The sequence below is a fragment of the Streptomyces sp. NPDC037401 genome (assembly GCF_055602345.1).
Genome location: NZ_JBVJWO010000058.1, coordinates 9,443 through 30,372, shown reverse-complemented (window position 1 = coordinate 30,372; position 20,930 = coordinate 9,443). Strand labels below are relative to the sequence as shown.

The window sequence follows — 20,930 nt, the reverse complement described above, 5'->3', positions numbered from 1 at the left end:
AACAGCACCTACCCCCCACCCCCCCCCCCCCAACCCCCCCCCCCCCCCCCTCCCCCCCCCCCACCCCCCCCCCCCCCCCGCCCCTCCCCCCCCCCCCCCCCCCCCCCCCCCCCCCCCCCCCCGCAGCGGTACGAAGTACGCCGCCGTGTGCAGGAAACGGCCCTCCGCGAACTCCGCGTCCCGCACCCGCAGGGCGATCAGTCCCGTCGACAGCGGCGCGAGGATCCGCGCCCCGGGCCGGCACTGGGCCAGCCACGCCACCGGGATCAGCGGCAGGGTGCAGGTGGCGATGATCCGGTCGAAGGGCGCCCGGGACGGGCAGCCGGCCGCCCCGTCGCCGGTGACCACGGCCGGGTGGTGGCCCAGCAGGGCGAGATGGGCCCGCGCCGACTCGGTGATCTCCGGGTCCAGGTCGACGGTGGTGACCAGGTCGTCGCCGAGCCGGTGGCACAGCAGGGCGGCGTTGTAGCCCGTACCCGCGCCGATCTCCAGGACCGCGTCGCCGTCCCGGACGTCGAGCGCGACGAGCATCCTGGCCATCAGCGAGGGCTGGCTGCTGGAGGAGACCAGCTCCCCGTCGCGCATCCGGGTGGCGAGCGGAGTGTCCGCATACACCCCGCGCAGCCAGCGCGCCTGCCGGGCCGGGTCGGGGTCCTCGCCCCAGAGCCGCTCGTACCCGGCGCCGCGCCCCACGTAGAAGTACGGGACGAAGACGTGCCGGGGCACCGCCGCGAACGCCGCCCGCCAGGCGGGGTCGGACAGCACCCCCTCGGCGGTCAGCTCCTGCACCTGGGCGGCGTGCGCCGTCGCGCGCAGGTCCCGCGCCCCGGTCCGTGTGCTGCGTGCACCCATGGGTCCACTGTCCTGCCCGCCCGCGGCTGAGGCGAACGCTGCGCGCGGTCCGGCGCGGGTGGAAGTCCTAGGTCCCGGGTACTCCGTCCGGGTGTCTGAGACGATGGTCGGGTGAATGAGATTCCGCGGGGCACACTTCAGGAGCAGACCTTCTACGAGCAGGTCGGCGGCGAGGAGACGTTCCGGCGCCTGGTCCGGCGCTTCTACCAGGGGGTCGCCCAGGACCCGCTGCTGCGTCCCATGTACCCGGAGGAGGACCTCGGCCCGGCCGAGGAGCGCTTCACCCTGTTCCTCATCCAGTACTGGGGCGGTCCGACCACCTACAGCGAGAACCGGGGCCACCCGCGGCTGCGGATGCGGCACGCGCCCTTCGTCGTGGACCAGGCGGCCCACGACGCCTGGCTGAAGCACATGCGCGACGCCGTGGACGAGCTCGGCCTCGCGCCGGAGCACGAGCAGCAGCTGTGGCGCTACATGACCTACGCCGCCGCCTCGATGATCAACGCGGCCGGCTGAGCGACCCGCGCGGTCAAGCGACCGCGACGTCAGACGGGGCGGACCTGGAGCGCGCCCAGGCCGCCGCCGGAGCGCCGGGTGGCCACGGAGCCGTACGGGGTGCGCAGGCGCAGCCAGGAGCCCGAGCCCAGCAGCGCCACGGGCTCGGGGGCGCCGGGCGCGGGGCCCTGAGCGGCCACGGTGGCCCGTACCGGCCGCAGGAAGCCCAGCGACTGCGCCGCGTGCACGACGCGCAGCGGCAGCTCCGTCTCGCCGAGGGTGCGGGACCAGATCTCGCGGCCGATCCGGTCGCGTTCGGCGCGGGTGCGCGCCTCGGCCGGCAGGGCTTCGTCCCGGGCCCGGAACTCCGCCACTGCGGCGGCGACCGCGGCGCGCATGGCGTCGGGGCCGGGAAGTCCGGGCAGCTGCTGCCAGCCGCCGCGCGGCGGGAGCAGGCCGGCCCACGGCGGGCCGGTGACGGCCGCGGGCACGGCGGCCGTGCCGGAGGCCTCGGCAGCGTCGGCGACCGATTCGAGCAGCTCGCCGGCCGAGACGGTGCGGTCCAGGGTCACGGCTTCGGCGAGCCGGGCCGTGCGGATGGCCAGCACCTCGAAGGACGGCGGCCGGCCGAAGACCGCGAGCGCGCCGCCGCCGGCCTGCAGGCGGACGGCGGCGGCGCGGTCGTAGTGCACGAGCCGGCCCAGGAAGGCGGCGAGGTCCGCCGCCTCCCCGGAATCGGCGAAGCGCAGTGACGTCATGCGGCGAGCGGCCCTTCGGCCGGGGTGTCGAGGTACTTCTCCAGGAAGTACCGCTCCTCGGTGGTGATGCGCCGGGGGCGGCCCTCCGCGAGGTTGTACGGCACGACGACCGTGGACGCGCGGACGTAGACCTTCTCGGGCTGGTCCTCGGTCGCCTCGTCCTTGACCTCGTAGCCGATGGTCAGGGACGCGGCGCCTATGCGGGTCACCCAGGACTCGATGAGGACCGGCTCGTGGCGGTGCAGGAGGGGCAGCTTGTAGTCGATCTCGTGCCGGGCCACGACGGACCCGCCCGTGAAGGACTCGCTCCCCTCCCCCGGCGCCAGCCGGAACATGAAGTCGATACGCGCCTCTTCCAGGTAGCGGAGGAAGACGACGTTGTTGACGTGCCCGAAGGCATCCATGTCCGACCAGCGCAGGGGGCACCGGTAGATGTGACGGGCCATGCTCAGCCTCGCGTCAGCTTCTTGTACGTCGCACGGTGCGGACGGGTGGCGTCCGGGCCGAGGCGCTCGATCTTGTTCTTTTCGTAGGACTCGAAGTTGCCCTCGAACCAGAACCACTTCGAGTCGCCCTCGTACGCCAGGATGTGCGTGGCGACTCGGTCCAGGAACCAGCGGTCGTGGGAGACGACCACGGCCGCACCGGGGAACTCCAGCAGGGCGTTCTCCAGCGAGGACAGGGTCTCGACGTCGAGGTCGTTCGTCGGCTCGTCGAGGAGGAGCAGGTTGCCGCCCTGCTTGAGGGTGAGCGCGAGGTTCAGGCGGTTGCGCTCACCACCGGAGAGCACGCCGGCCGGCTTCTGCTGGTCCGGGCCCTTGAAGCCGAACGCCGAGACGTAGGCGCGGGACGGCATCTCGACCTGGCCGACGTTGATGTAGTCCAGCTCGTCCGACACGACCGCCCAGAGGGTCTTCTTGGGGTCGATGTTGGCGCGGCCCTGGTCCACGTAGCTGATCTTGACGGTCTCGCCGACCTTGATCTCGCCGGAGTCCGGCTTCTCGAGGCCCTGGATCATCTTGAAGAGCGTGGTCTTGCCGGCGCCGTTCGGGCCGATGATGCCCACGATGCCGTTGCGCGGCAGGGTGAAGGACAGGTCGTCGATGAGGACCTTCTCACCGAACGCCTTGGTGAGGTTGTTGACCTCGACCACGATCGAGCCCAGACGCGGGCCCGGCGGGATCTGGATCTCCTCGAAGTCCAGCTTCCGCATCTTGTCGGCCTCGGCGGCCATCTCCTCGTAGCGAGCGAGACGGGCCTTGGACTTGGCCTGGCGGCCCTTGGCGTTGGAGCGGACCCACTCCAGCTCTTCCTTGAGGCGCTTCTGGCGCTTCTCGTCCTTCTTGCCCTCGACCTTGAGGCGCTCGGACTTCTTCTCCAGGTACGTGGAGTAGTTGCCCTCGTACGGGTGGGCGCGGCCGCGGTCGAGCTCGAGGATCCACTCGGCGACGTTGTCGAGGAAGTAGCGGTCGTGGGTGACGGCCACGACGGCGCCCTTGTACTGGGCGAGGTGCTGCTCCAGCCAGTTCACCGACTCGGCGTCGAGGTGGTTGGTGGGCTCGTCGAGGAGCAGCAGGTCGGGGGCTTCCAGCAGCAGCTTGCAGAGGGCCACGCGGCGCTTCTCACCACCGGAGAGGGTGGTGACCGGCCAGTCGCCGGGCGGGCAGCCCAGGGCGTCCATGGCCTGCTCCAGCTGGGCGTCGAGGTCCCAGGCGTTGGCGTGGTCCAGGTCCTCCTGGAGCTTGCCCATCTCCTCCATGAGCTCGTCGGTGTAGTTCGTCGCCATTTCCTCGGCGATCGCGTTGAACCGGTTGAGCTTGCCCTTGATCTCGCCGACGCCGTCCTCGACGTTCTCGAGGACGGTCTTGGACTCGTCGAGCTTGGGCTCCTGCATGAGGATGCCGACGGTGTAGCCCGGGGACAGGAAGGCGTCGCCGTTGGACGGCTGCTCGATGCCCGCCATGATCTTGAGAACGGTGGACTTACCAGCGCCGTTCGGGCCGACCACACCGATCTTCGCGCCGGGCAGGAAGTTCAGGAACACGTCGTCGAGGATCACCTTGTCGCCGTGCGCCTTGCGCGTCTTGCGCATGGTGTAGATGAACTCAGCCAAGAGAAACCGTCCGGCAGATCGATGGTGGGCAGATACACCCCATCTTGCCTGACGTCCACACCCCGGGGGAAACGCGTATGGTCCGGGCCCCGCGGAACGCGGTCAGTGGCCGGGGCCGTCCGAGGGGAGGTCCGAGGGGCGTTTGCGCAGGGCGAGGACGGCGCCGGCGCCCAGTACCACCAGGCCCACGGCCAGGGCCGCGATCACCGGGGTGGCACTGGAGCTGCCACTGTCGGCGAGGAGGTCGTCGGACTCCCCGGCGGTCTCCCGGGCCGCGGCGGGGGCGGGAAGCTCCGCCACGCCCGGTCCGGCGAAGGTCCGGGCCGCCCTGGTCGGCGCCCACACGGCCGTGGCCGTGGCCGCGGTGACCGACTCGCTCGATCCCGCGACGACCTGCGCCTGGTCCCCGGAGCCGCCGGTGAACACGCGGCCCACCGGGACGCCCGCGGCGCCCTGCACGGTGACCGAGGCGGTGCCCTCGGCCGTGCCCGCCGGGACGACGAACCACAGCCGGGTGCCGTTGGCCGCCTCCGTCACGGGCTCGCCGTCCTTGTCGACGATCCGGACCCCGCGGGCCGCGGCAGCCGCGTCCGGGGTGACCGTCACGCTCTGTGCACCGGTCCGTACGGTGACCGGACCCAGCAGGCTCCCCGCCCGGCCCGCGACCGCGCCCGGCTGGAGGCTCAGCGAGGCGGGGGGCTCGGCGAGCCGCTCCGCCTCCTTCTGGAGGTGGTCGGCCAGCTTCTCGGCAGCCGGGTCGGCCGCCTCGACGGCCACCTTGTCGGCGATCCGCCAGATCGCCACCTGGGTCCCGGCGGCAGCGGTCTCGGCGGTCAGCGTCCCCGCCCCGGCCGCCCGCGCCAGCCCGGCCAGGTCGTTCAGCTGCGGGTACGAGTGCTGGAGGATCCACCGGATCCGGCCCGCGTCCCGGTTGCCCGCCAGCGGGCTCGCCGACCAGGGCGACTCGGTGTACCGGGTCTCGCGCTGGGCGGGGCTCGTCAGCCCGAGGCCGTAGGTCTGGAGGGTGCCGCCGCCGTCCACGCGCATCTCGTACAGCCCGGCCGGGATGCGCTGTGCACCGGCGGGGCTGCGCAGCACGGCCTGCCCGGAGGTCCGCAGCCCGTCGAGCACGGCGCTCGTGCCGGGGCGGTCCGGCGCCCCCAGGGCCGCGGCGCTGCCCGCCGGGCCGGCGAGTGCCGCGGTGAGCAGGGCCACGGCGACCGGCCGGCCGGCCCCGCGCAGGGCAGGGCGCGGGCCGGGAGCGGCAGCACTCCCCTGGCGAGGAGTGGCCGCAGGAGCGGCGGGAGGAGCCGTGGAAGGTGCAACGGCAGGAACAGCAGCAGGAACCGCGGGAACGGCAGCAGACACAGTCTTCCCCTTCGGGCCAAAGACCCACGTGCCCATGAGTACCGGGGAATCCTAGCGCTCTCGAACACTCAGCCCACCGCCGCCTTCTGAGGTTCTGTCAGTGCCGGCTCGGCCTTCACCACCCGTCTGAAGGCGGCGGTCCCGCGGCTCAGGTCGTGACCGACGGTGAGGGCGTCCACATCGGCGGAGAACCAGCGCTTGCCCTCCGCCGCCTCCTCGTCGCGCACCCGCAGCCTCCCGTGCACCACGAGCGGTTCGCCCACGGAGACCGAACCGGCGAGGTTGGCGGCCAGGGTGCGTTTCGCCCAGACGGTGTAGAAGCTGGTGGGCCCGTCGGCCCACACGTCCTGCTGCCGGTTCCAGTAGCGCGGTGTCACCGCCATCCGGAACCGGGCCACCGCCCCCGTCCCCGCCTCCCGGTAGTCGACCCGCGTGGCCGCCCAGCCCACCAGCGTCACCAGTGTTTCGTTCATCCCCGTCGCCCCCCGTGTCCCGCGGTCCCGCATCCGCATCCGCATCCGCGTCCGCGTCCGCGTCCATGGCCGTAGTACCGGCCGGGCCCCGGCCGTTGCCGGGGCTCGTGACCATGCTGCTCCGGACGCCGGGAACCCGCTCGGGCCTGTGGACTACCGGCCCGTTGTGGACAACTTGGCCACCGTCGCGTACTGCTCCCGCACCTCGCTGTAGCGCAGCAGTTCCGCCGCGACCGGCTCCAGCACCTTGCCCCGCCCGCACCCGGCCGCAGCCTGCCGCAGCCTCCGCTCGGCCTCCTGCCCGTACCTGCGGGCCGGTCCTCGGGCGGCCACCGAGCAGGTCCACTCGACCAGCGGCCCGCCGACGATCCCGGCGACCATCAGCAGCACCGGCACGGTCAGTCCGGGTTCGAGGACGCCGACGATCTGGCCGACCAGCCACAGCCCGCCGTAGATCTGAAGGAGCGTCATGGAGGCCTGGGCGAACACGGCGGCCGGCCACCAGGCGGGCCGCGGCGGCTTGCCGGCCGGCACCCCGGCGGTCACGGCCAGTTCGTCGAGCATCTCCGGCAGCCGGTCCGCGCCCCGCACGGCGGTCTCCCGGACCGCGAGCGCCCAGGGTTCGGGCAGGCCGGCGGCGGCTTCGTCGGCGACCGTGCGCACGGCCTGCTCGACGCGCTGGCGCGCGGTCACCTCCTCCTCGGGAGGCGGTTCGGTCAGGGTGGTTCCGCGGGTGAGGAGCTGGGCGATCCGCTGGGGCGAGCGGCGGCTCTCGTACCAGCGCCACAGCCGCAGCCAGGGCGTGCCGCAGGCCTTCCCGGCGTTGCGCCGCCAGGCCCGTTCCGCCGCGAGTCCGGCGGCGTGGGCCCCGACGGCCTCCGCCAGGCGGTCCTCGAACTCGGCGCGGGCGGCCTCGCCGATCTCGGGCCGCCCGTCGGCGACGTAGAGGGGGCGCAGCCGCATGGCGGCGCGGTCGACGTCGGCGGACAGCCGCCGGGTGGCGGCGCCGCGTTCCTCGGTGAAACAGGCGAGGAGGTCGCGCAGTTCGCCGACTCCTTCGCCGGTGAGGGCGGAGAGCCCGAGGACCAGTGCGCCGGGCTCGCCGTGCTCCCCCAGTGCCATGCCGTCCTCGTCGAGCAGCCGCCGCAGGTCGTCGAGGACCTGGTCGGCGGCCTCGCCGGGCAGCCGGTCCACCTGGTTGAGGACGACGAAGGTGATCTCGGCGTGTCCGGCGAGGGGCCGCAGGTACCGCTCGTGCAGGACGGCGTCCGCGTACTTCTCCGGGTCGACCACCCAGATGACGGCGTCGACGAGGCCGAGGACGCGGTCCACGTGCTCGCGGTGGGTGGTGACGGCCGAGTCGTGGTCGGGCAGGTCGATCAGGACGAGTCCGCGCATGGCCTCGTCGGTGTTCGCCGCGTCGCGCGGGCGGCGGCGCAGCCGACCGGGGATCTCCAGCCGGTCGAGGAGTCCGGCCGCGCCGTCGGACCAGCTGCAGGCGATGGGGGCGGAGGTGGTGGGACGGCGCAGCCCGGTCTCGGAGATCTGCACTTCCGCGAGGGCGTTGAACAGCGTGGACTTGCCGCTTCCGGTGGCCCCGGCGACCGCGACGACGGTGTGCCGCGCGGAGAGGCCGCGGCGCGCTGCGGCCTCGTCGAGCACACGTCCGGCCTCGGCGAGGGTCTTCCCGTCGAGGCGGGTGCGGGAGAGGCCGACGAGCTGGCGCAGGGCGTCGAGGCGGACGCGCAGGGCCCGGCTCTGGGGGCTGGACTGCGGGGCGGGGGCGGGGGCGGTGGGTCCGGCGCCTGAGACGGCGCGTACGAGGGCGTGCGTCTCGCTGTCCATGTCGTCCATACCCGTGCCGATGCCCATGCCCGCCGTGTCACCCGTACCGTCCATTCCCGCGTCACCTCCTGCGCCCGGACCGCCGGCGCCCATGCGCCGGGCGATGAGCCCGTCGTCCCAGCGGGAGCGGTTGTGCTCGGGCTGGTCGGTCAGTGCGGTCACCGCTTCACCTCTCCTTCTTCAGCAGGGACAGCGCGGCGATCAGCTCTGCCTGGGGTTCCGGGGTCACTTCGAGGGCGTCGAGGGGGGCGAGGCGGCGGTCGCGCTCGGCCTTCAGCACTTGGTCGAGGTGGGTGCCGACGAGGTCGCTGCCGCGGTCGCGCAGCCGCAGTGCGGCCTGGGCGCCGATGCGTTCGGCGAGGCGTTCACCGGCGGCGCGGGCCCGCTTCCCGCCGAGCAGGGCCGCGACGAGGAGGGCGGCGACGGCGTCCGCGTCGGGGCAGTTGGGCCGGTCGAGCTGGACGACCTCGGCCTCGGCGAGCTCTTCGAGCACGCGCCGCCAGCGGCGCACGGAGACGCCGATGCGCTCGCCCGCCTCGCGGTCGGGGACGGGCAGCGGGACCGCGGCGGAGGCGGGTTCGCGCCGCCAGGCGGCGGTGATCCGCTCGTCGGCGGCGGCGACGGCGCACTGGAGGAGCGCGGTCAGGCTCTCCGCGAGGGAGTCGAGGAGTTCGTCGGGGGTGGTGTCGAGGGGGTAGCCGCGCCAGCGGGTGAGGGCGTCTCCGGCGAGTACGGCGCCCTGGTCGAGCCGGGCCCGCACCCGCTTGCCCTCGCGCTGGTAGGCGTCCTCGACGGCGGCGGTGAGCCGTACGGCCGCGGCGTGCTGGGCGGCGACGGCGGAGGCGAGTTCGGGCATCCGGCGGCCGAGGGAGTCCAGGGCGCCCAGGGCGGTACGGCCGACGGCCTGCTGGCGGGCGGCGGGGTCCTGGGCGTGGTGGATCAGCCAGGCGGCCAGCGGGGCGACCGCGCTGGCGGGCAGCAGTCCGCCGCCGCCGGTGGACTCGGGCAGTTCGGGGACGGTGAAGCGCGGTACGTCCCCCAGGCCGGCGCGCGTCAGGAGCGCGCCGTACTGCCGTGAGACCTCGGCCAGCACCTGGTGGGGCACCCGGTCGAGGACGATGATCAGGGTCGCCTTGTACCCCTTGGCGGTGCGCAGCAGGTGCCAGGGGACGGCGTCGGCGTACCGGGAGGCGGTCGTGACCATGACCCAGACGTCGGCGGCGCAGATGAGTTCGGCGGCGAGGGTGCGGTTCTCCACGACGAGGGAGTCGATGTCGGGGGCGTCGAGGATGGCGAGTCCGCGGGGCAGGGAGCTGACGGTCTCGATGCGCAGTTCGCGGGTCTCGCCGTCGGCGGCGTCTCCGGCGGGCCCGCGCTCGGGGACACAGACCTCGAGGGGGTCCGACTCCCCCTCGTCCTGGGGCAGCCAGACGCGCATGAGGTCGGGGAGCACGCGCATCCCGGCGAACCAGTGGTGGTCGTCGGGGTGGCAGACGAGTACGGGCGTCCGCGTCGTGGGCCGCAGCACCCCGGCCTCGCTGACCTGCCGTCCGACGAGGGAGTTGACGAGGGTGGACTTCCCGGCCCCGGTGGAGCCGCCGACGACCGCGAGGAGCGGCGCCTCCGGGGCCTTCAGCCGGGGTACGAGGTAGTCGTCGAGCTGCGCGAGCAGCTCGGCTCTGGTCTGACGGGCGCGGGGGGCGCCGGGAAGGGGCAGCGGCAGACGCACGGAGGCGACCCGGTCGCGCAGGGCGGAGAGGGCATCGAGCAGCTGGGGCCGAACATCCAAGGTCACCACATGTGAAGAATGCCCAATTTTGGATGCTTTTTGAAGCTTATAGGCCCTCTGCGCGCCGATCGCCACCCCGGACGGACACGCGGGACAGAACGGACGACTGGGGCGCAGGCATAACGAGTGCACAACACCAGGGGCGCGACAGCGCAAAAGCGGTGCGAGAATCGCACCTGCCTGCGATTATCGGGACCGCTTCACCGAACCTCCACATCGTGGCACGCGGGTGAAGCAACCGGGACAAGGCAACCGGAGCCCTATCCTTGACCCGGCCCACGGTCACCTTCCGGCCCCCGTAGCTCAGTGGATAGAGCAGGTGCCTTCTAAGCACTTGGCCGCAGGTTCGAGTCCTGCCGGGGGCACTCTTTTCAGCCTGGCCCTGCAAGCCCTCCGCCCATCCGGGCCGGAGGGCTTTTGCGCAGGTCAGGGCACCCTAGCGAGGGTGACGTAGATGCGACGTAAGGGCCGGACGGCCGGCTGGTGGTCGAACGGCAGGGCCGGGAGGGGTCGTCCGTGAGCGTGCACACCGCAGTGCCCCGTACGCCGGGGCTGACGGCGTCGGAGCGGGTCTGGTACGCCTCTTACGGGTCCAACATGCACATGGACCGGCTGGCCGCGTACATCGCGGGCGGGACGCCCGCCGGGGCGAGCCGGAGCTATCCCGGGTGCCGGGACCACCGGGCGCCCGAGCGGTCGGTCGCCGTCGAGCTCGACGGGTGCCTCTACTTCGCGACCGAGTCGCCGGTGTGGACCGGCGGGCGTGGGTTCTACGACCCGGGCGCTCCGGGTCGCATGCGCGGGCGGGCCCACCTCGTCACCGTCGGACAGATGTCCGACATCGCGGCCCAGGAGATGTACCGGGAGCCGGGGGCGGACCTGGACCTGGACACCGCACTGCGGTCGGGGCGCGACGAGTTGGGGCCCGGGCGGTACGAGACCCTGATCTGCCCCGGCACGATCGACGGCATCCCGGTGCTGACCTTCACGGCCCCGTGGGCACTGGAGGACGTCGAGCCGGTCGCCCCGTCCGCCCCGTACCTGAAGTACCTGGCCGGCGGGCTGCTGGACTCGGGCCCCTGGGAGAAGGGCGACATCGCCGGCTATCTGGCGGGCTGCCCCGGCGCCGCGGGGACGTGGACCGCGGACGGGATCTCCGAGCTCCTGGCCGCCGATTTCGGCTGACCGCCGCCGTCGGGCGGTCCTCCGGGCGGCCGCCCCGGCCCTACGCCGGCTTCGCCAGTGCCTCGGACGTGGCGCGGGCGAAGGCCTGCGGGTTGTCGAGCATGATGTTGTGGCCGCATTCGGGGATGCGGACCACCGTCACGCCCGCGCGGGTCAGTTCGTCCGTACCGGCCAGCGGGCCGTCGGCCTCGGGGAGCAGGTACGTCCGGGGGACCTTCAGGTCCAGGAGCAGTTCGCGCATCGTGGGGACGGTGGCGCGGGTGAGGTGGACGGCGCTGCGGTGCAGGGCCGTCAGGCCCGCCAGGCGCATCGTGGACCACCAGTGGGCACCGGCCTGTTCGCGCACCTCCTCCCAGCCGCCGGCCAGGAACTCCTCCTCGGACCAGGCCGCGATCCCGCTGCTGCCGATCGCCCCGCGCTCGGGCGCGACCGGGTCGAGGTTGGCGTCGACCAGCACCAGCCGCGAGACCAGGCGGGGGTGGCGGGCGGCCAGGACCACGGCGATCGAGCCGCCCATGCTGTGCGCCACCAGCTCGGCGCCCTCGACGTCCGCCGCGGTCAGGGCGGCGGCGAGCGCGTCGGCGTGCGATTCGAGGGTGTAGTCGAAGCCCTCGGGCCGGTCGCTGATGCCGTGGCCGAGCAGGTCGATCAGGAGCGAGCGGCGGCCCGCCAGCAGGGGGTGGACCGCCGTCTCGGCGAAGTAGGCCGGCGCGGTGGAGCCCAGGCCGTGCACGTAGACGCGGGCGGGCAGCTGCGCCGCCTCCGGCACCCCCGGCAGCTCCACCCAGCGGATCTGGTCGCCCTCGGGCGTCACGGCGGCGGTACGCACAGTCTGAACTCCTGAGTCGGGAACCGATGAAAGCGATGAAAGCGATGGCACCGAAGTGTCAACAGCCTAGCCACGGACGGGTGTACGCGGCCCGGTGATCAGTCCGCGATCCCCCGGTAGGCGAGGACGCGGTCGACGGTGGCGCGGACCAGGAACTCGCCCGGCACGGAGTTGCGTTCGCCGTACTGCCCGGCCAGCGCGGCGCCCATGTAGCGGGCGCCGATCCGCGTCGCCCACTCCCGCAGCTCCAGCGGGTCCTGCGTGAAGCGCGCCGTGCACTCCAGCATCACGTAGGCGTACGGCGGTTCCTGGTCGTCGATGCAGAGCGCGAAGCGGGGCTCGCGGTGCAGCGCCGCCGCCTTCAGCGACTCGTGCCAGGTCGTGAAGACCACTTCGGTGCGGACCGTCCCGGCGTCGGCGGACTCGGCCAGGAGGAACCAGACCGGCGTCACGTGCGGGCGGCCGTCCTTGCGGTGGGTGGCCAGCTTCGCCGTGCGCGTGCCGGACAGCACGAACGCGCGCCATTCGGTCTCGGACATGGACTGCATGGGGAGCTCCCGTCCCTTCGTCACGGGGTGGCGGCCGAGACCCCCGCGGCGGTCCGCGGGGCCCCGGCCGCAGCGCGGTCAGTCGGTCTCGGGGAAGAAGTCGATCAGCATCATGTCGCGGATGCCCACGGTGACGCCGTCGGCGGGCGTGACCGCCGACACCCCGTGGAACACCCGCCGGTCGTCGATCACGATCGACTCGAAGGCGTCGAGCAGCGTCGTACGGAAGATCGGCTTCTTCTCCCGGTCGTAGAGCTGGGACTCGCCGCCGCTGACGCCCTCGCGGTTGATCAGGACCTGGGCCACGAAGTGGTGGCCGTCCTCGTGGATGCCCTCCGGCGCCGGCAGTCCGGCCTCGTCGCGTCCGGCGATGATGCGGATCTGGTGGACGCCCACCGCCCCGCGGGAGCGGTCGAACTCCCCGGGCAGGTTGTCCAGGAAGGCGAGGACGAGCTCCCGCAGCACCCCGGAGGACTCCACGTCCGCACGCAGCGGCTCGAAGTGCCGCTCCACGCCGCCGAACAGGGAGTTCACCTCGGCCGACTGCTCGAACACGACCGGGCCCGCGGGCACCAGCTGGTCGTTGGCCAGCCGGAACCGGCCGTACCTTCGCTGGCGGAACGACGCCCCGTCCTTCAGGTAGGCGTCGACGGGCAGGTCCTCCCAGGAACCTATGAACTCCTTGAGTTCCCATTCGTCGCAGCGGGACAGCGCGTCCCCCAGCAGGGACGGGGACGAGTGGCGGAACGGCGTCGGCGGGGCGATGACGGCCGAGGTGAGCGTGGCGACAGGCATGGGAAGTACTCCTCTTCTCACGTGGTGGACCGGGTGCGGATCGCGGTGCGGATCACGGAAGGTGCCGCAGGTGCGGGCGGGTCGGCAGGACCGGGAAGGGCCGCCGCGGGCGTCACGCCCGGCCCGAGGCCAGCAGCGCATCGTGCTCGTGCTCGTGGGGTTCCCGGGGTGCCTGGTCCGGCCCGTCGGCCGGGACCCCGGCGACGCGGAACCCGGCCGCGGTGGCGGTCAGCGCCTCCTCGACCGCGCGGCTGTCGGCGCCGCGGAAGCGGAACCGCCCGCCGACGTGCTCGTAGTACGCGTCGGCCAGGGGCAGCACCTCGCCGACCCGGAGCAGCGCCTCGGCGTACGGGCCGGGGGTGCCGCCGACCATGGAGGTGACCTCGGTGATCCGGCAGGGCCGCTCTCCGGGGGCGGGGACGAGCAGGTAGCCCCCGTACTCGCCGCTCTGCCGCGAGGGGCCGGGCGGGACCGGGCGCCCGAGCTGGAGCTGGAACGCCGCGTCCATGAGGTCGTAGCCGTGGATCTCGCGCCAGACGAAGGGGATTTCGGCGCCGCCGACGCGCGCCCCCACCTCCAGGAAGCTGCACCGGGGGGTGCCGGAGGAAGAGTCGACGAACAGCTCCAGGTGGAAGACGAGCGGGCCGTCGGACAGGGCCGCGAGGTAGCGGACCGCGCTCTCGCCGATGGCGCGGTTGACGGCCGGGTCGTCCTCCTCGACCGAGCCGAGGAAGTCGCCGGAGCGGAAACCCAGGCAGGTGTTGACGTAGCGGGAGGCGCTCCAGTGGAGGATCTCGGTGCCCGTGAACACCCCGTCGACGTGGTAGATGCGGCCCGGGTGGAAGCTCTGGACCATCATCGTCGTCGCGTCGAGCCGGAGGGCGGACAGGCCGTCGGGGCCGTCGAGGCGGACCACGCCCTCGCTCGAACTGCCCATCACCGGCTTCACGACGACCGGCCAGCCGTGCTTACCGGCGAACCGCACCACGGCCGCCTCGTCGGTGGCGAGCGCGAACTCCGGCAGGTCGAGGCCGGCGTCCGCGACAACGGTGGCCATCAGGTACTTGTCCCGGAAGCGGGCGAGGTCCTCGACGCGCTGTCCCGGGCAGTCCCACTCCTCGCGCAGCGCCGCCGCGATCAGCAGGTCGTCCTCCTTGAGGGCGACGATCCGCTCGGGGCGCCCGTGCCGTACCGCCAGCACCCGCAGGGCGGCCCGTACGGCCTCCAGGTCGTCCGTGCGGGGCACGACCAGGACGTCGCCGGCCGTCCCGGGCACGGAGGGCAGTCCGACCTCGGTGGTGATGTACGAGACGTGGTGGGTGCCGTGGTCCAGATAGGCGGCGTAGTCGGCGTACTGCTCGCGCCAGCGGTTGAGTACGACGATGTGGGGCTGGAGGGGGCCACTGCCGGTCAGGGGGTTCACGCCTCCTCCTCCACGAGCTCGTACATGCCGTCGCCGTCGAGGTAGTGGATGGTGTTGATGTCGCGCATGACGACCTCTTCGGTCTCGTGGAAGAGGCGGACGAAGCCGACGTACGTGAGGTCGTTGACCGTGGGGACGACCGTGCCGCCCACGGGGACGAACTGCGACAGGCCCTGGAAGCTCTCCAGCGACTCGATCTCCGCGAGCTTGCGCAGGGACTTGAGCGTGCCGGCCTTCGGGGCCACCAGGCCGACGGAGGCGAAGTACCGCTCGATCCGGTACTCCTCCTCGTACCGCTCGGCGAAGCGCTCGGGCCGGACGTACGCCTCGACGGTCCAGTCGAAGGGGGACTCGCCGGTCGCCAGCTGCACGTAGTGCGGGAGGTCGCCGCCGCAGATCCGGGCGCCCATCTCGATGAGGACGGGACCCTCGGCGGTGAGCTTCAGCTCGATGTGGGAGGGGCCGTGGCGCACGCCGAGGGCGTCGAGGACCTCGAAGGCGTACGGGACGAGCAGGTCCTGCACCTCGCCGCGGCGGGGCATCAGGTGGACGGAGTTGCTGATGTCGTGGACGCCGTTCGCCGAGATGCGGGAGGTGGCGATGACGTCGGTGACGTGGTGGCGGCCGTCGCGGCTGACGGTGTTGACCATGTACTCGCCGCCGAAGAGGTGCTCCTGGGCGACGACGCCGTCGTTGACCTCGGAGAAGAGGTTCTCCGCGCCGGTCAGCTCGCGGAAGGCGGCAGCGCTGTCCTCCGGGGTCGCGCAGAAGCGGACGCCGTCGTTGCCGGCGCTCTTGAGGGGCTTGACGACGATCCGCTTGCCCAGCTCCTCGTGCCAGCGGGCGAGCTCTTCGGCGCTGGTGGCGCGGATCTGCCGGGCGCCGCGCACGCCGGCGGCCTTGATGGTCTCGATCATCGTGAACTTGTCGCGGCGGGCGGCGCTGAGCGCGGTGCCGTTGGTCGGCAGTCCCATGGCCTCGCTCAGCCGGTCGGCGAACTCCACGCCGAACTCGCTGCCCGCGAAGACGGCCACGGGCCGGTAGGCCTGCGTCGCCTTCACGGTGGCGTCGAAGTCGCCCAGGTGGACGATGTTGTCCTCGTACAGCCCGAGGTCCAGTCCGCCGGCGAAGGCCGGGGGCACCTCGGCGGTGCTCTGGACGCGGACGCAGGCGTACCCGGCGGAGGCGAACTCCGGGGGGAAGAACCGCGAGGTGGCGAAGGCGTCGACGATGACGACGTACCCCTGGGCGGCGTCCGCAGCCCCGGCGGGTCCGGTGATCTCGTTGGAGTCGGTGATTTCGGTGGAGTCGGTGGTCACGGGAAGCTCCTTGCCGTGTTCGAAGGCATGAGGGGTCGGTGCCTCGTGCGGGAGGCGTACGGGCGGTCAGGCCGAGGCGTCGGCCAGCCGCTTGGGTGCCGGGGCCTCCGCGGCGGGCGCCTTGGCCAGCCAGGCGTTGCCCGCGAGGGCGAGGGCGGAGAGCGCGGCGCCGGAGAGGCCGATGGCGACGAAGGCCCACATCGGGCTGGTGGCGTCCTGGACGGAACCGGACAGGGGGGCGCCGATGCTGTTGCCGAGGGTCAGGGCGGCGCTGTAGCAGCCCATGACCACGCCGCGGGCGCCTGCCGGGGCCAGGCCGCTGGCCGCGCTGGCGGTCGCCGCGAAGGACGGCGAGCACAGGGCCGCCGGCAGCACCATGGCGAGGCAGAGCCAGCGCCAGTCGCCGGTGGCGACGCCGCCGACGAGGGTGGTGAGACCCACGAGGCCGGAGATGACGGCGAAGGACGGCGGGTTCTTCAGCGTGCCGTAGAGGAGGGCTCCGACCAGGGAGCACAGTCCGCAGACGCTCAGGACCAGGCCGGACCATTCGACCTGGCCCGCCTCGCGCAGCCCGCCGACGATCGCGACTTCGTAGCCCGCGGTGGCCAGCGTGGTGGCGGTGGTGGCCATCAGCACCGGGACGAGCGCGGGCCGGAACCACGCGCGGAAGGTGACCCGCGGGGGCTTGCCGCCGGCCGCGTCGGCACCCGGGGCGGTGTCGCGCACCTGCGGGTTCAGCAGCCACAGCCCCAGCCCGGCGGCGACGACGACCACGCCGAGGCCTCGCATGGACACGTCGCTGGAGATGGCGGTGGCGATGGTGACGCCGAGCGCCGGGCCCACCATGTACGAGATGTTGGACGTCATGGCGTCCAGGGCGAAGGCGGTGTGCCTCTGCTCTTCGGGGATGGCGACGGCGAGCCGCAGGCGCACGATGGAGAAGCCGGGCAGGTTCAGGAGCCCGCAGGCGACGGCGCTGACGGCCAGGACGCCGTACGGCATGCTCGGGCCGAATCCCCAGAACAGCGCCTGGCCGGCGACCGTGGCGGCCAGCACGGGGCGCACGCCGTACCGGTCCATCAGCTTGCCCTGGAGGGGTCCGCCGACGGCCACGCCGACGGTCCACAGCGCGATGACGAAGCCCGCGGCGCCGAAGCCCCGGTCGAGGCCGAAGACGACGCCCAGGTTCATCACCACGGGGATCGCCACGACGGCGATCTTCGCGAAGAAGCCCAGGAGCATGAGGGGGCCGATGCCCGGCAGGGCCACGACCCTTCGATAGCCGTCCATACGCATGTCAGTCGTTCCCGTCCTTGGTGTCGGCGTCGGCGACCCCGATGGCCACGGCGATCTGCCGCAGGAAGGACCGGTCCGTGAACTCGTGCCGCTGCCAGAGCGATTCGAGCTTGGCGGGCAGGTCGGGACGGTCGTCGAGTTCGCAGGTGATGATCATGTTGGGGTGCTCGACCCCGTCGATGGTGAGCGTCTGGGTCCGTACGACGTCGAGCTCCTCGAGGACGTCGCGCACGAACTCCGGGGAGAGCTCGCGGACCGGGAACTGCAGGCAGACCCGCTTCAGGCCCCGGCCGGGGTCGGCCGCGTCGGGCCAGCTGCCGTCGAGGATCGAGACCAGGCAGTCGTACGTGTTGAAGTCGGTGGACGCGATGCAGGGGGTGGTCGTGCCGGTGACCCGGGGGTTGATCTCCAGGATCTGGTAGCGGCCGTCCTCGTAGATCATGTCCAGGCCGACGGCGCCTTCGAGTTCGAGGTCGCGGGCCACCTGCTTCAGCTTCTCGGCGACCGGCGCGAAGGCCTGGTCGTGGGGCTCGCGGGGGGCCACGTAGCGCAGGCGGCCGAAGTTGAACACCGGGCCGAGCTCCGCGGGGCCCTGCCAGACCACCGGCTGGACCACGTACTGCCCGCGGGCGCCGACGACCTCGACGGAGCAGATCTCTCCGGAGACGCAGCGCTCCAGGATGAAATTTCCGTTGTGCGACTGCGCGAGGTGCTGTTCGAGGGAATTCTCGTCGGCGATGGAGACCATGCCGGCGCCCATGCAGTCCCAGAGCGGCTTGCTGATGAGCGGGTAGCCCATGTCGGCGACCTGGATCAGGACGGAGTCGAGATAGGCCGGGATGAGCAGCCCGCGGCCGGCCAGGACGTCACTGTCGACGAGCACGCCGGGCGGGGTGTCGAATCCGTAGTCCTCCAGCAGCCGCTTGGTCTCCCATTTGTTCGCGGTCAGGCTGGTCGCGGCGAGGCTGTGGGCGACGACGGGGATGCCGACGGTCTCCAGCTTGCGCTTGACCACCGCGTCACGCAGGGCGTTCTCGTCGGCTATGGACAGGGAGACGACACCGTCGGCGCCCCAGTCGATGACCTTCTTGGCGAGCTCGGCGGGCGAGATGTCGCCGGGTATCTTCTCCGAAGTCCCCGGGAAGTCGTCCGGGCCGCATTCGCCGTCCGTGTAGAAGAGCCTGGCCTCGATCCCGGCCTGCTGGAAACGGCCTTCAAGGGCCTTCAGAAAAGGTTTTGTCTGCTGGATCTCAATGGAACGCAGGAAGGCGATTCTGCGCATGGTTCACCCCTTTGGGAAAGCCGTGATAACTGCCGAAGCCGGCGTGGCCGTGGAAATCCGGAAACCGGCGTGGCGCCGCGGGAGGCGTGGGAAGCCGTGGCCTTTTCCTTCCGGGCCACGCCGTTCAGCGCGATAGGAAGACTCTGACAGCCGGTGCGGCCCGGGTGGAGAGATACTCGGTGTCCTAAGGCGGCCAGACCGGAAGAGGCTCTCGGACAAATGGATCGTTCAGGGACAGACCACCAGGCGGACGCGGCTCTGCTCGCCCCGCACGCGCCGGCCGTCTACGCCTGGATCCTGCGCAACGGCTCCCTGCGGCACCCCGACGCGGCCGCGGCGGACGCGGCGGCCACCGAACTCGGCCTGTCCGCCGAGCAGTTCGCCGGAGCGCGGGACAACCTACTGGACCTGGGCCTGCTGCTGGCAGAGGGCGACGGAAAGGGCAACGGCAACGGCTTGATACCGGCGGACCCGGCGATAGCCGAGATGACGGCCCGCGCCCCCCTGGAGGAGGAGATCCAGCGGCGGCAGCGGGTACTGGCCCGGATCCACACCGAACTCCGGCCGCTGGCGCCCCTGTTCACGGAGAACACGCTGCGCTCGCGCCGGGAGCTGCCGTCCGGCGGGGTGCGCTCCTTCGACGACGCCGCCGACGTCCGCCGGGAGCTGTCCATGATGACGCGGCTGTGCACGCAGGAGATGGTCAGCATCCAGCCCGGCGGCGGCCGCAACCCGGACACGCTGCGCGGGATCGTCGCGGAGAGCCTGGGGATGCTGGAGCGCGGGGTGCAGCTGCGCACGCTGTACCAGCACACGGCGCGGGCGAGCCTGACGACGCAGACGTACGTACGTGCGGTGTCGGCGGCCGGCGCCCTGATCCGGACCACGGCCGAGGCGTTCGACCGCATCATCATCTTCGACCGCGAGACGGCCTTCGTGCCGCAGCCGCGGGCGGCCGGGCGGCCCCAGGGGGCCTCGATCGTGACGGACCCCACCGTCGTCGGCTTCCTGTACCGGATGTTCGAGAACCTGTGGGAGTCCGGCCGGCCCTTCGACGCCCGGTAGGCGGAGGACCAGCAGCCGGCCGAGGCGCTGCGGCTCACGATCCTGCGGCTGATGGCCGCGGGGCTCAAGGACGAGGTGATCGCCAAGCGGCTGGGGATCGCCTCACGGACTTTCCGCCGCTACGTGAAGGAAATCACGGACGAACTGGGCGCGGAGAGCCGATTCCAGGCGGGATACAAAGTTCACCGGCTTGGGCTCCAACTCGACGCGGAGGAAGGGGAGTAGGGTTATCGCCGCGGATAACACCCGTTTGTTTCAGCCATGTTGAGTATCCCAAAAGCCCTCGTGGCACACAGGTCCGCGGGCTACACTCGGCCCGCTCCCCGTGTGATGACCATTGCTCTCAACGGAGTCGGCCATGCATCCACACAAGCCAAAAACGACTGTTCCCAGCCATAAAGCGCGGGCGGCCTATGTCGACCTGCTCCGCACGGACGGCTTCCCGGGACTCACCGAAGACCACGAGACCCTTCAGGAGCTCCTCGCCATGGGGATGGCGAGCGCCGATTCCGCCTCGCCCGCCCAGGTGACCGCCGTCGACCCCGGCATCGTGGAGGCGCGGCTCGGTGCGCAGCTGCGCTCGACCGCCCTGATGATGCTGGAGGAGGCGCGCAGCCTGACGGACCTGCTGCGGCCGCTGATAGCCGAGTCGCGGCGGGGCTCGGGAGCCTCGGGCGGGGAGCCGATCGTCCGTATCGAGGGCAAGGCCGCGATCAGCGCCATCGTCAACGAGTCCGTGCAGCAGTGTTCCAAGGAGCTCTTCACCGCGCAGCCGGGCGGCGGGCGGCCGAAGGCCACGCTGGAGACGATCCGCCGGCAGACCGCCGGCCTGCTGGACCGCGGGGTGGAGGTGCGCACGCTCTACCAGCACACCGCCTGGCACGACGGGCCCACCCGGGAGTACGTCACCGAGATGACCTCGCTCGGCGCCCAGGTACGCACGCTGGACGAATTCTTCGACCGGTTGATCATCGTCGACCGGAGCCTGGCCTTCATCCCTGCGGACACCGAGCGGGACCAGGCCGTCGTGGTGCGGGAGCCGGCCGTGGTGCGCTTCCTCGCCGAGGTCTTCGAGCGCAACTGGCAGCGGGCGAAGCCGTTCCAGGGGTCGCGGACCCCGAACGAATCGAGCCAGCTCAGCGGGGTGCTGCGGGAGACGATCATCCGGTGCCTGATCCACGGCGACAGCGACAACGCCATCGCGAAGCGGATCGGGCTGAGCACCCGCGCGTACGCCTCGCACCTGGCGAAGCTGAAGACCGAGCTGAAGGCCGAGACGCGGTTCCAGCTGGGCTACCGGCTGGGGCAGCTGGCCGGATCCGGTGTGTTCGACGCGGGCCCGGCGGACACGGAGGCGCACACGGCGGACGGGGGGGGGGGGGGGGGGGGGGGGGGGGACGACCCCCCCCCCCGCGGGGGGGGGGGGGGGGGGGGGGGTATGGGGGCGGCGTCGGGAGGCCCCCTGTCGGGTTTCAGAAGCACCCGAGTCTCCGTC

General features: G+C 72.4%; 20 protein-coding genes and 1 tRNA gene. 6 read left to right on the top strand and 15 right to left on the bottom strand.

Going from position 1 to position 20,930, the window contains the following annotated elements:
• The coding region (locus ACZ7H1_RS36085; RefSeq protein ID WP_470792585.1) for a methyltransferase domain-containing protein at window positions 1-852 on the bottom strand (852 nt) is incomplete at its 3' end.
• A gap of 111 nt (window positions 853-963) precedes the next feature.
• Between ACZ7H1_RS36085 and ACZ7H1_RS36080 the strand changes: the two genes are divergently transcribed.
• Window positions 964-1,368 (top strand): globin, encoded by a 405-nt coding sequence (locus ACZ7H1_RS36080; RefSeq protein ID WP_470792583.1) that lies wholly within the window; start codon window positions 964-966, stop codon window positions 1,366-1,368.
• Between the two features lie 29 nt (window positions 1,369-1,397).
• Here the strand turns inward: ACZ7H1_RS36080 and ACZ7H1_RS36075 are convergent, their stop codons facing one another.
• From ACZ7H1_RS36075 to ACZ7H1_RS36045, 7 genes are all read right to left on the bottom strand, one after another.
• Window positions 1,398-2,105: a DUF8010 domain-containing protein gene (locus tag ACZ7H1_RS36075; protein ID WP_470792581.1), complete on the bottom strand. Its 708-nt coding sequence runs from the start codon at window positions 2,103-2,105 to the stop codon at window positions 1,398-1,400.
• On the bottom strand, window positions 2,102-2,551 hold the full coding sequence (locus ACZ7H1_RS36070; protein WP_470792579.1) for an acyl-CoA thioesterase: 450 nt from the start codon (window positions 2,549-2,551) through the stop codon (window positions 2,102-2,104). Before ACZ7H1_RS36070 ends, ACZ7H1_RS36075 begins: the two co-directional genes overlap by 4 nt.
• Before the next feature lie 2 nt (window positions 2,552-2,553).
• The gene (gene ettA, locus ACZ7H1_RS36065; RefSeq protein ID WP_470792577.1) at window positions 2,554-4,218 is read right to left on the bottom strand and encodes an energy-dependent translational throttle protein EttA; all 1,665 of its coding nucleotides are present in this window, start codon (window positions 4,216-4,218) and stop codon (window positions 2,554-2,556) included.
• 102 nt (window positions 4,219-4,320) lie between these two features.
• Entirely contained in the window at window positions 4,321-5,433 is a 1,113-nt protein-coding gene (locus ACZ7H1_RS36060) for a TQXA domain-containing protein (protein WP_470792575.1), read from the bottom strand.
• A gap of 221 nt (window positions 5,434-5,654) precedes the next feature.
• The gene (locus tag ACZ7H1_RS36055; RefSeq protein ID WP_470792573.1) at window positions 5,655-6,059 is read right to left on the bottom strand and encodes a single-stranded DNA-binding protein; all 405 of its coding nucleotides are present in this window, start codon (window positions 6,057-6,059) and stop codon (window positions 5,655-5,657) included.
• Window positions 6,060-6,212: 153 nt separating this feature from the next.
• The gene (locus tag ACZ7H1_RS36050) at window positions 6,213-8,066 is read right to left on the bottom strand and encodes a GTPase (protein WP_470792572.1); all 1,854 of its coding nucleotides are present in this window, start codon (window positions 8,064-8,066) and stop codon (window positions 6,213-6,215) included.
• A 4-nt stretch (window positions 8,067-8,070) separates the two neighbouring features.
• Entirely contained in the window at window positions 8,071-9,693 is a 1,623-nt protein-coding gene (locus ACZ7H1_RS36045) for a dynamin family protein (RefSeq protein ID WP_470792571.1), read from the bottom strand.
• 292 nt (window positions 9,694-9,985) lie between these two features.
• On the opposite strand from ACZ7H1_RS36045, the gene ACZ7H1_RS36040 reads away from it, so the two are divergent.
• Window positions 9,986-10,058 (top strand) — tRNA-Arg (locus tag ACZ7H1_RS36040).
• 151 nt (window positions 10,059-10,209) lie between these two features.
• A complete protein-coding gene (locus ACZ7H1_RS36035) occupies window positions 10,210-10,878 on the top strand; it encodes a histone deacetylase (protein ID WP_470792569.1) in 669 nt (222 codons plus the stop codon).
• Window positions 10,879-10,918: 40 nt separating this feature from the next.
• Here ACZ7H1_RS36035 and ACZ7H1_RS36030 read toward each other — a convergent pair whose 3' ends face one another.
• From ACZ7H1_RS36030 to ACZ7H1_RS36000, 7 genes are all read right to left on the bottom strand, one after another.
• On the bottom strand, window positions 10,919-11,707 hold the full coding sequence (locus ACZ7H1_RS36030; protein ID WP_470792568.1) for an alpha/beta fold hydrolase: 789 nt from the start codon (window positions 11,705-11,707) through the stop codon (window positions 10,919-10,921).
• Window positions 11,708-11,805: 98 nt separating this feature from the next.
• Window positions 11,806-12,246 (bottom strand): PPOX class F420-dependent oxidoreductase, encoded by a 441-nt coding sequence (locus ACZ7H1_RS36025; RefSeq protein WP_470792566.1) that lies wholly within the window; start codon window positions 12,244-12,246, stop codon window positions 11,806-11,808.
• A gap of 87 nt (window positions 12,247-12,333) precedes the next feature.
• A complete protein-coding gene (locus ACZ7H1_RS36020) occupies window positions 12,334-13,050 on the bottom strand; it encodes a 2OG-Fe dioxygenase family protein (RefSeq protein WP_470792564.1) in 717 nt (238 codons plus the stop codon).
• 112 nt (window positions 13,051-13,162) lie between these two features.
• Complete coding sequence (locus tag ACZ7H1_RS36015; RefSeq protein ID WP_470792562.1) at window positions 13,163-14,473, bottom strand: ATP-grasp domain-containing protein; 1,311 nt, start codon at window positions 14,471-14,473, stop codon at window positions 13,163-13,165.
• Entirely contained in the window at window positions 14,470-15,792 is a 1,323-nt protein-coding gene (locus ACZ7H1_RS36010; protein ID WP_470792560.1) for an ATP-grasp domain-containing protein, read from the bottom strand. Before ACZ7H1_RS36010 ends, ACZ7H1_RS36015 begins: the two co-directional genes overlap by 4 nt.
• A 66-nt stretch (window positions 15,793-15,858) precedes the next feature.
• Window positions 15,859-17,088, bottom strand: coding sequence for an MFS transporter (locus tag ACZ7H1_RS36005; RefSeq protein WP_470792559.1), 1,230 nt, complete (start codon window positions 17,086-17,088; stop codon window positions 15,859-15,861).
• A 1-nt stretch (window position 17,089) separates the two neighbouring features.
• Complete coding sequence (locus tag ACZ7H1_RS36000) at window positions 17,090-18,370, bottom strand: ATP-grasp domain-containing protein (RefSeq protein WP_470792557.1); 1,281 nt, start codon at window positions 18,368-18,370, stop codon at window positions 17,090-17,092.
• A gap of 219 nt (window positions 18,371-18,589) precedes the next feature.
• Here ACZ7H1_RS36000 and ACZ7H1_RS35995 point away from each other — a divergent pair, with 219 nt between their 5' ends.
• The 3 genes from ACZ7H1_RS35995 to ACZ7H1_RS35985 all read left to right on the top strand — a co-directional run.
• Window positions 18,590-19,435: a hypothetical protein gene (locus ACZ7H1_RS35995; RefSeq protein ID WP_470792556.1), complete on the top strand. Its 846-nt coding sequence runs from the start codon at window positions 18,590-18,592 to the stop codon at window positions 19,433-19,435.
• A gap of 27 nt (window positions 19,436-19,462) precedes the next feature.
• Window positions 19,463-19,660 carry a LuxR C-terminal-related transcriptional regulator gene (locus ACZ7H1_RS35990; protein WP_470792586.1) on the top strand — a complete coding sequence of 66 codons (198 nt, stop codon included), beginning with the start codon at window positions 19,463-19,465 and terminating at the stop codon, window positions 19,658-19,660.
• A gap of 133 nt (window positions 19,661-19,793) precedes the next feature.
• Window positions 19,794-20,930, top strand: a 1,137-nt coding sequence (locus tag ACZ7H1_RS35985) for a hypothetical protein (protein ID WP_470792554.1), incomplete at its 3' end; no start/stop codon positions are given.

Coding starts and splice junctions, on each gene's coding strand:
- ACZ7H1_RS36075 (WP_470792581.1), bottom strand. CDS start 2,105: ATGACGTCACTGCGCTTCGCCGATTCCGGGGAGGCGGCGGACCTCGCC.
- ACZ7H1_RS36070 (WP_470792579.1), bottom strand. CDS start 2,551: ATGGCCCGTCACATCTACCGGTGCCCCCTGCGCTGGTCGGACATGGAT.
- ACZ7H1_RS36055 (WP_470792573.1), bottom strand. CDS start 6,059: ATGAACGAAACACTGGTGACGCTGGTGGGCTGGGCGGCCACGCGGGTC.
- ACZ7H1_RS36025 (WP_470792566.1), bottom strand. CDS start 12,246: ATGTCCGAGACCGAATGGCGCGCGTTCGTGCTGTCCGGCACGCGCACG.
- ACZ7H1_RS36020 (WP_470792564.1), bottom strand. CDS start 13,050: ATGCCTGTCGCCACGCTCACCTCGGCCGTCATCGCCCCGCCGACGCCG.
- ACZ7H1_RS36005 (WP_470792559.1), bottom strand. CDS start 17,088: ATGCGTATGGACGGCTATCGAAGGGTCGTGGCCCTGCCGGGCATCGGC.
- ACZ7H1_RS36000 (WP_470792557.1), bottom strand. CDS start 18,370: ATGCGCAGAATCGCCTTCCTGCGTTCCATTGAGATCCAGCAGACAAAA.
- ACZ7H1_RS35995 (WP_470792556.1), top strand. CDS start 18,590: ATGGATCGTTCAGGGACAGACCACCAGGCGGACGCGGCTCTGCTCGCC.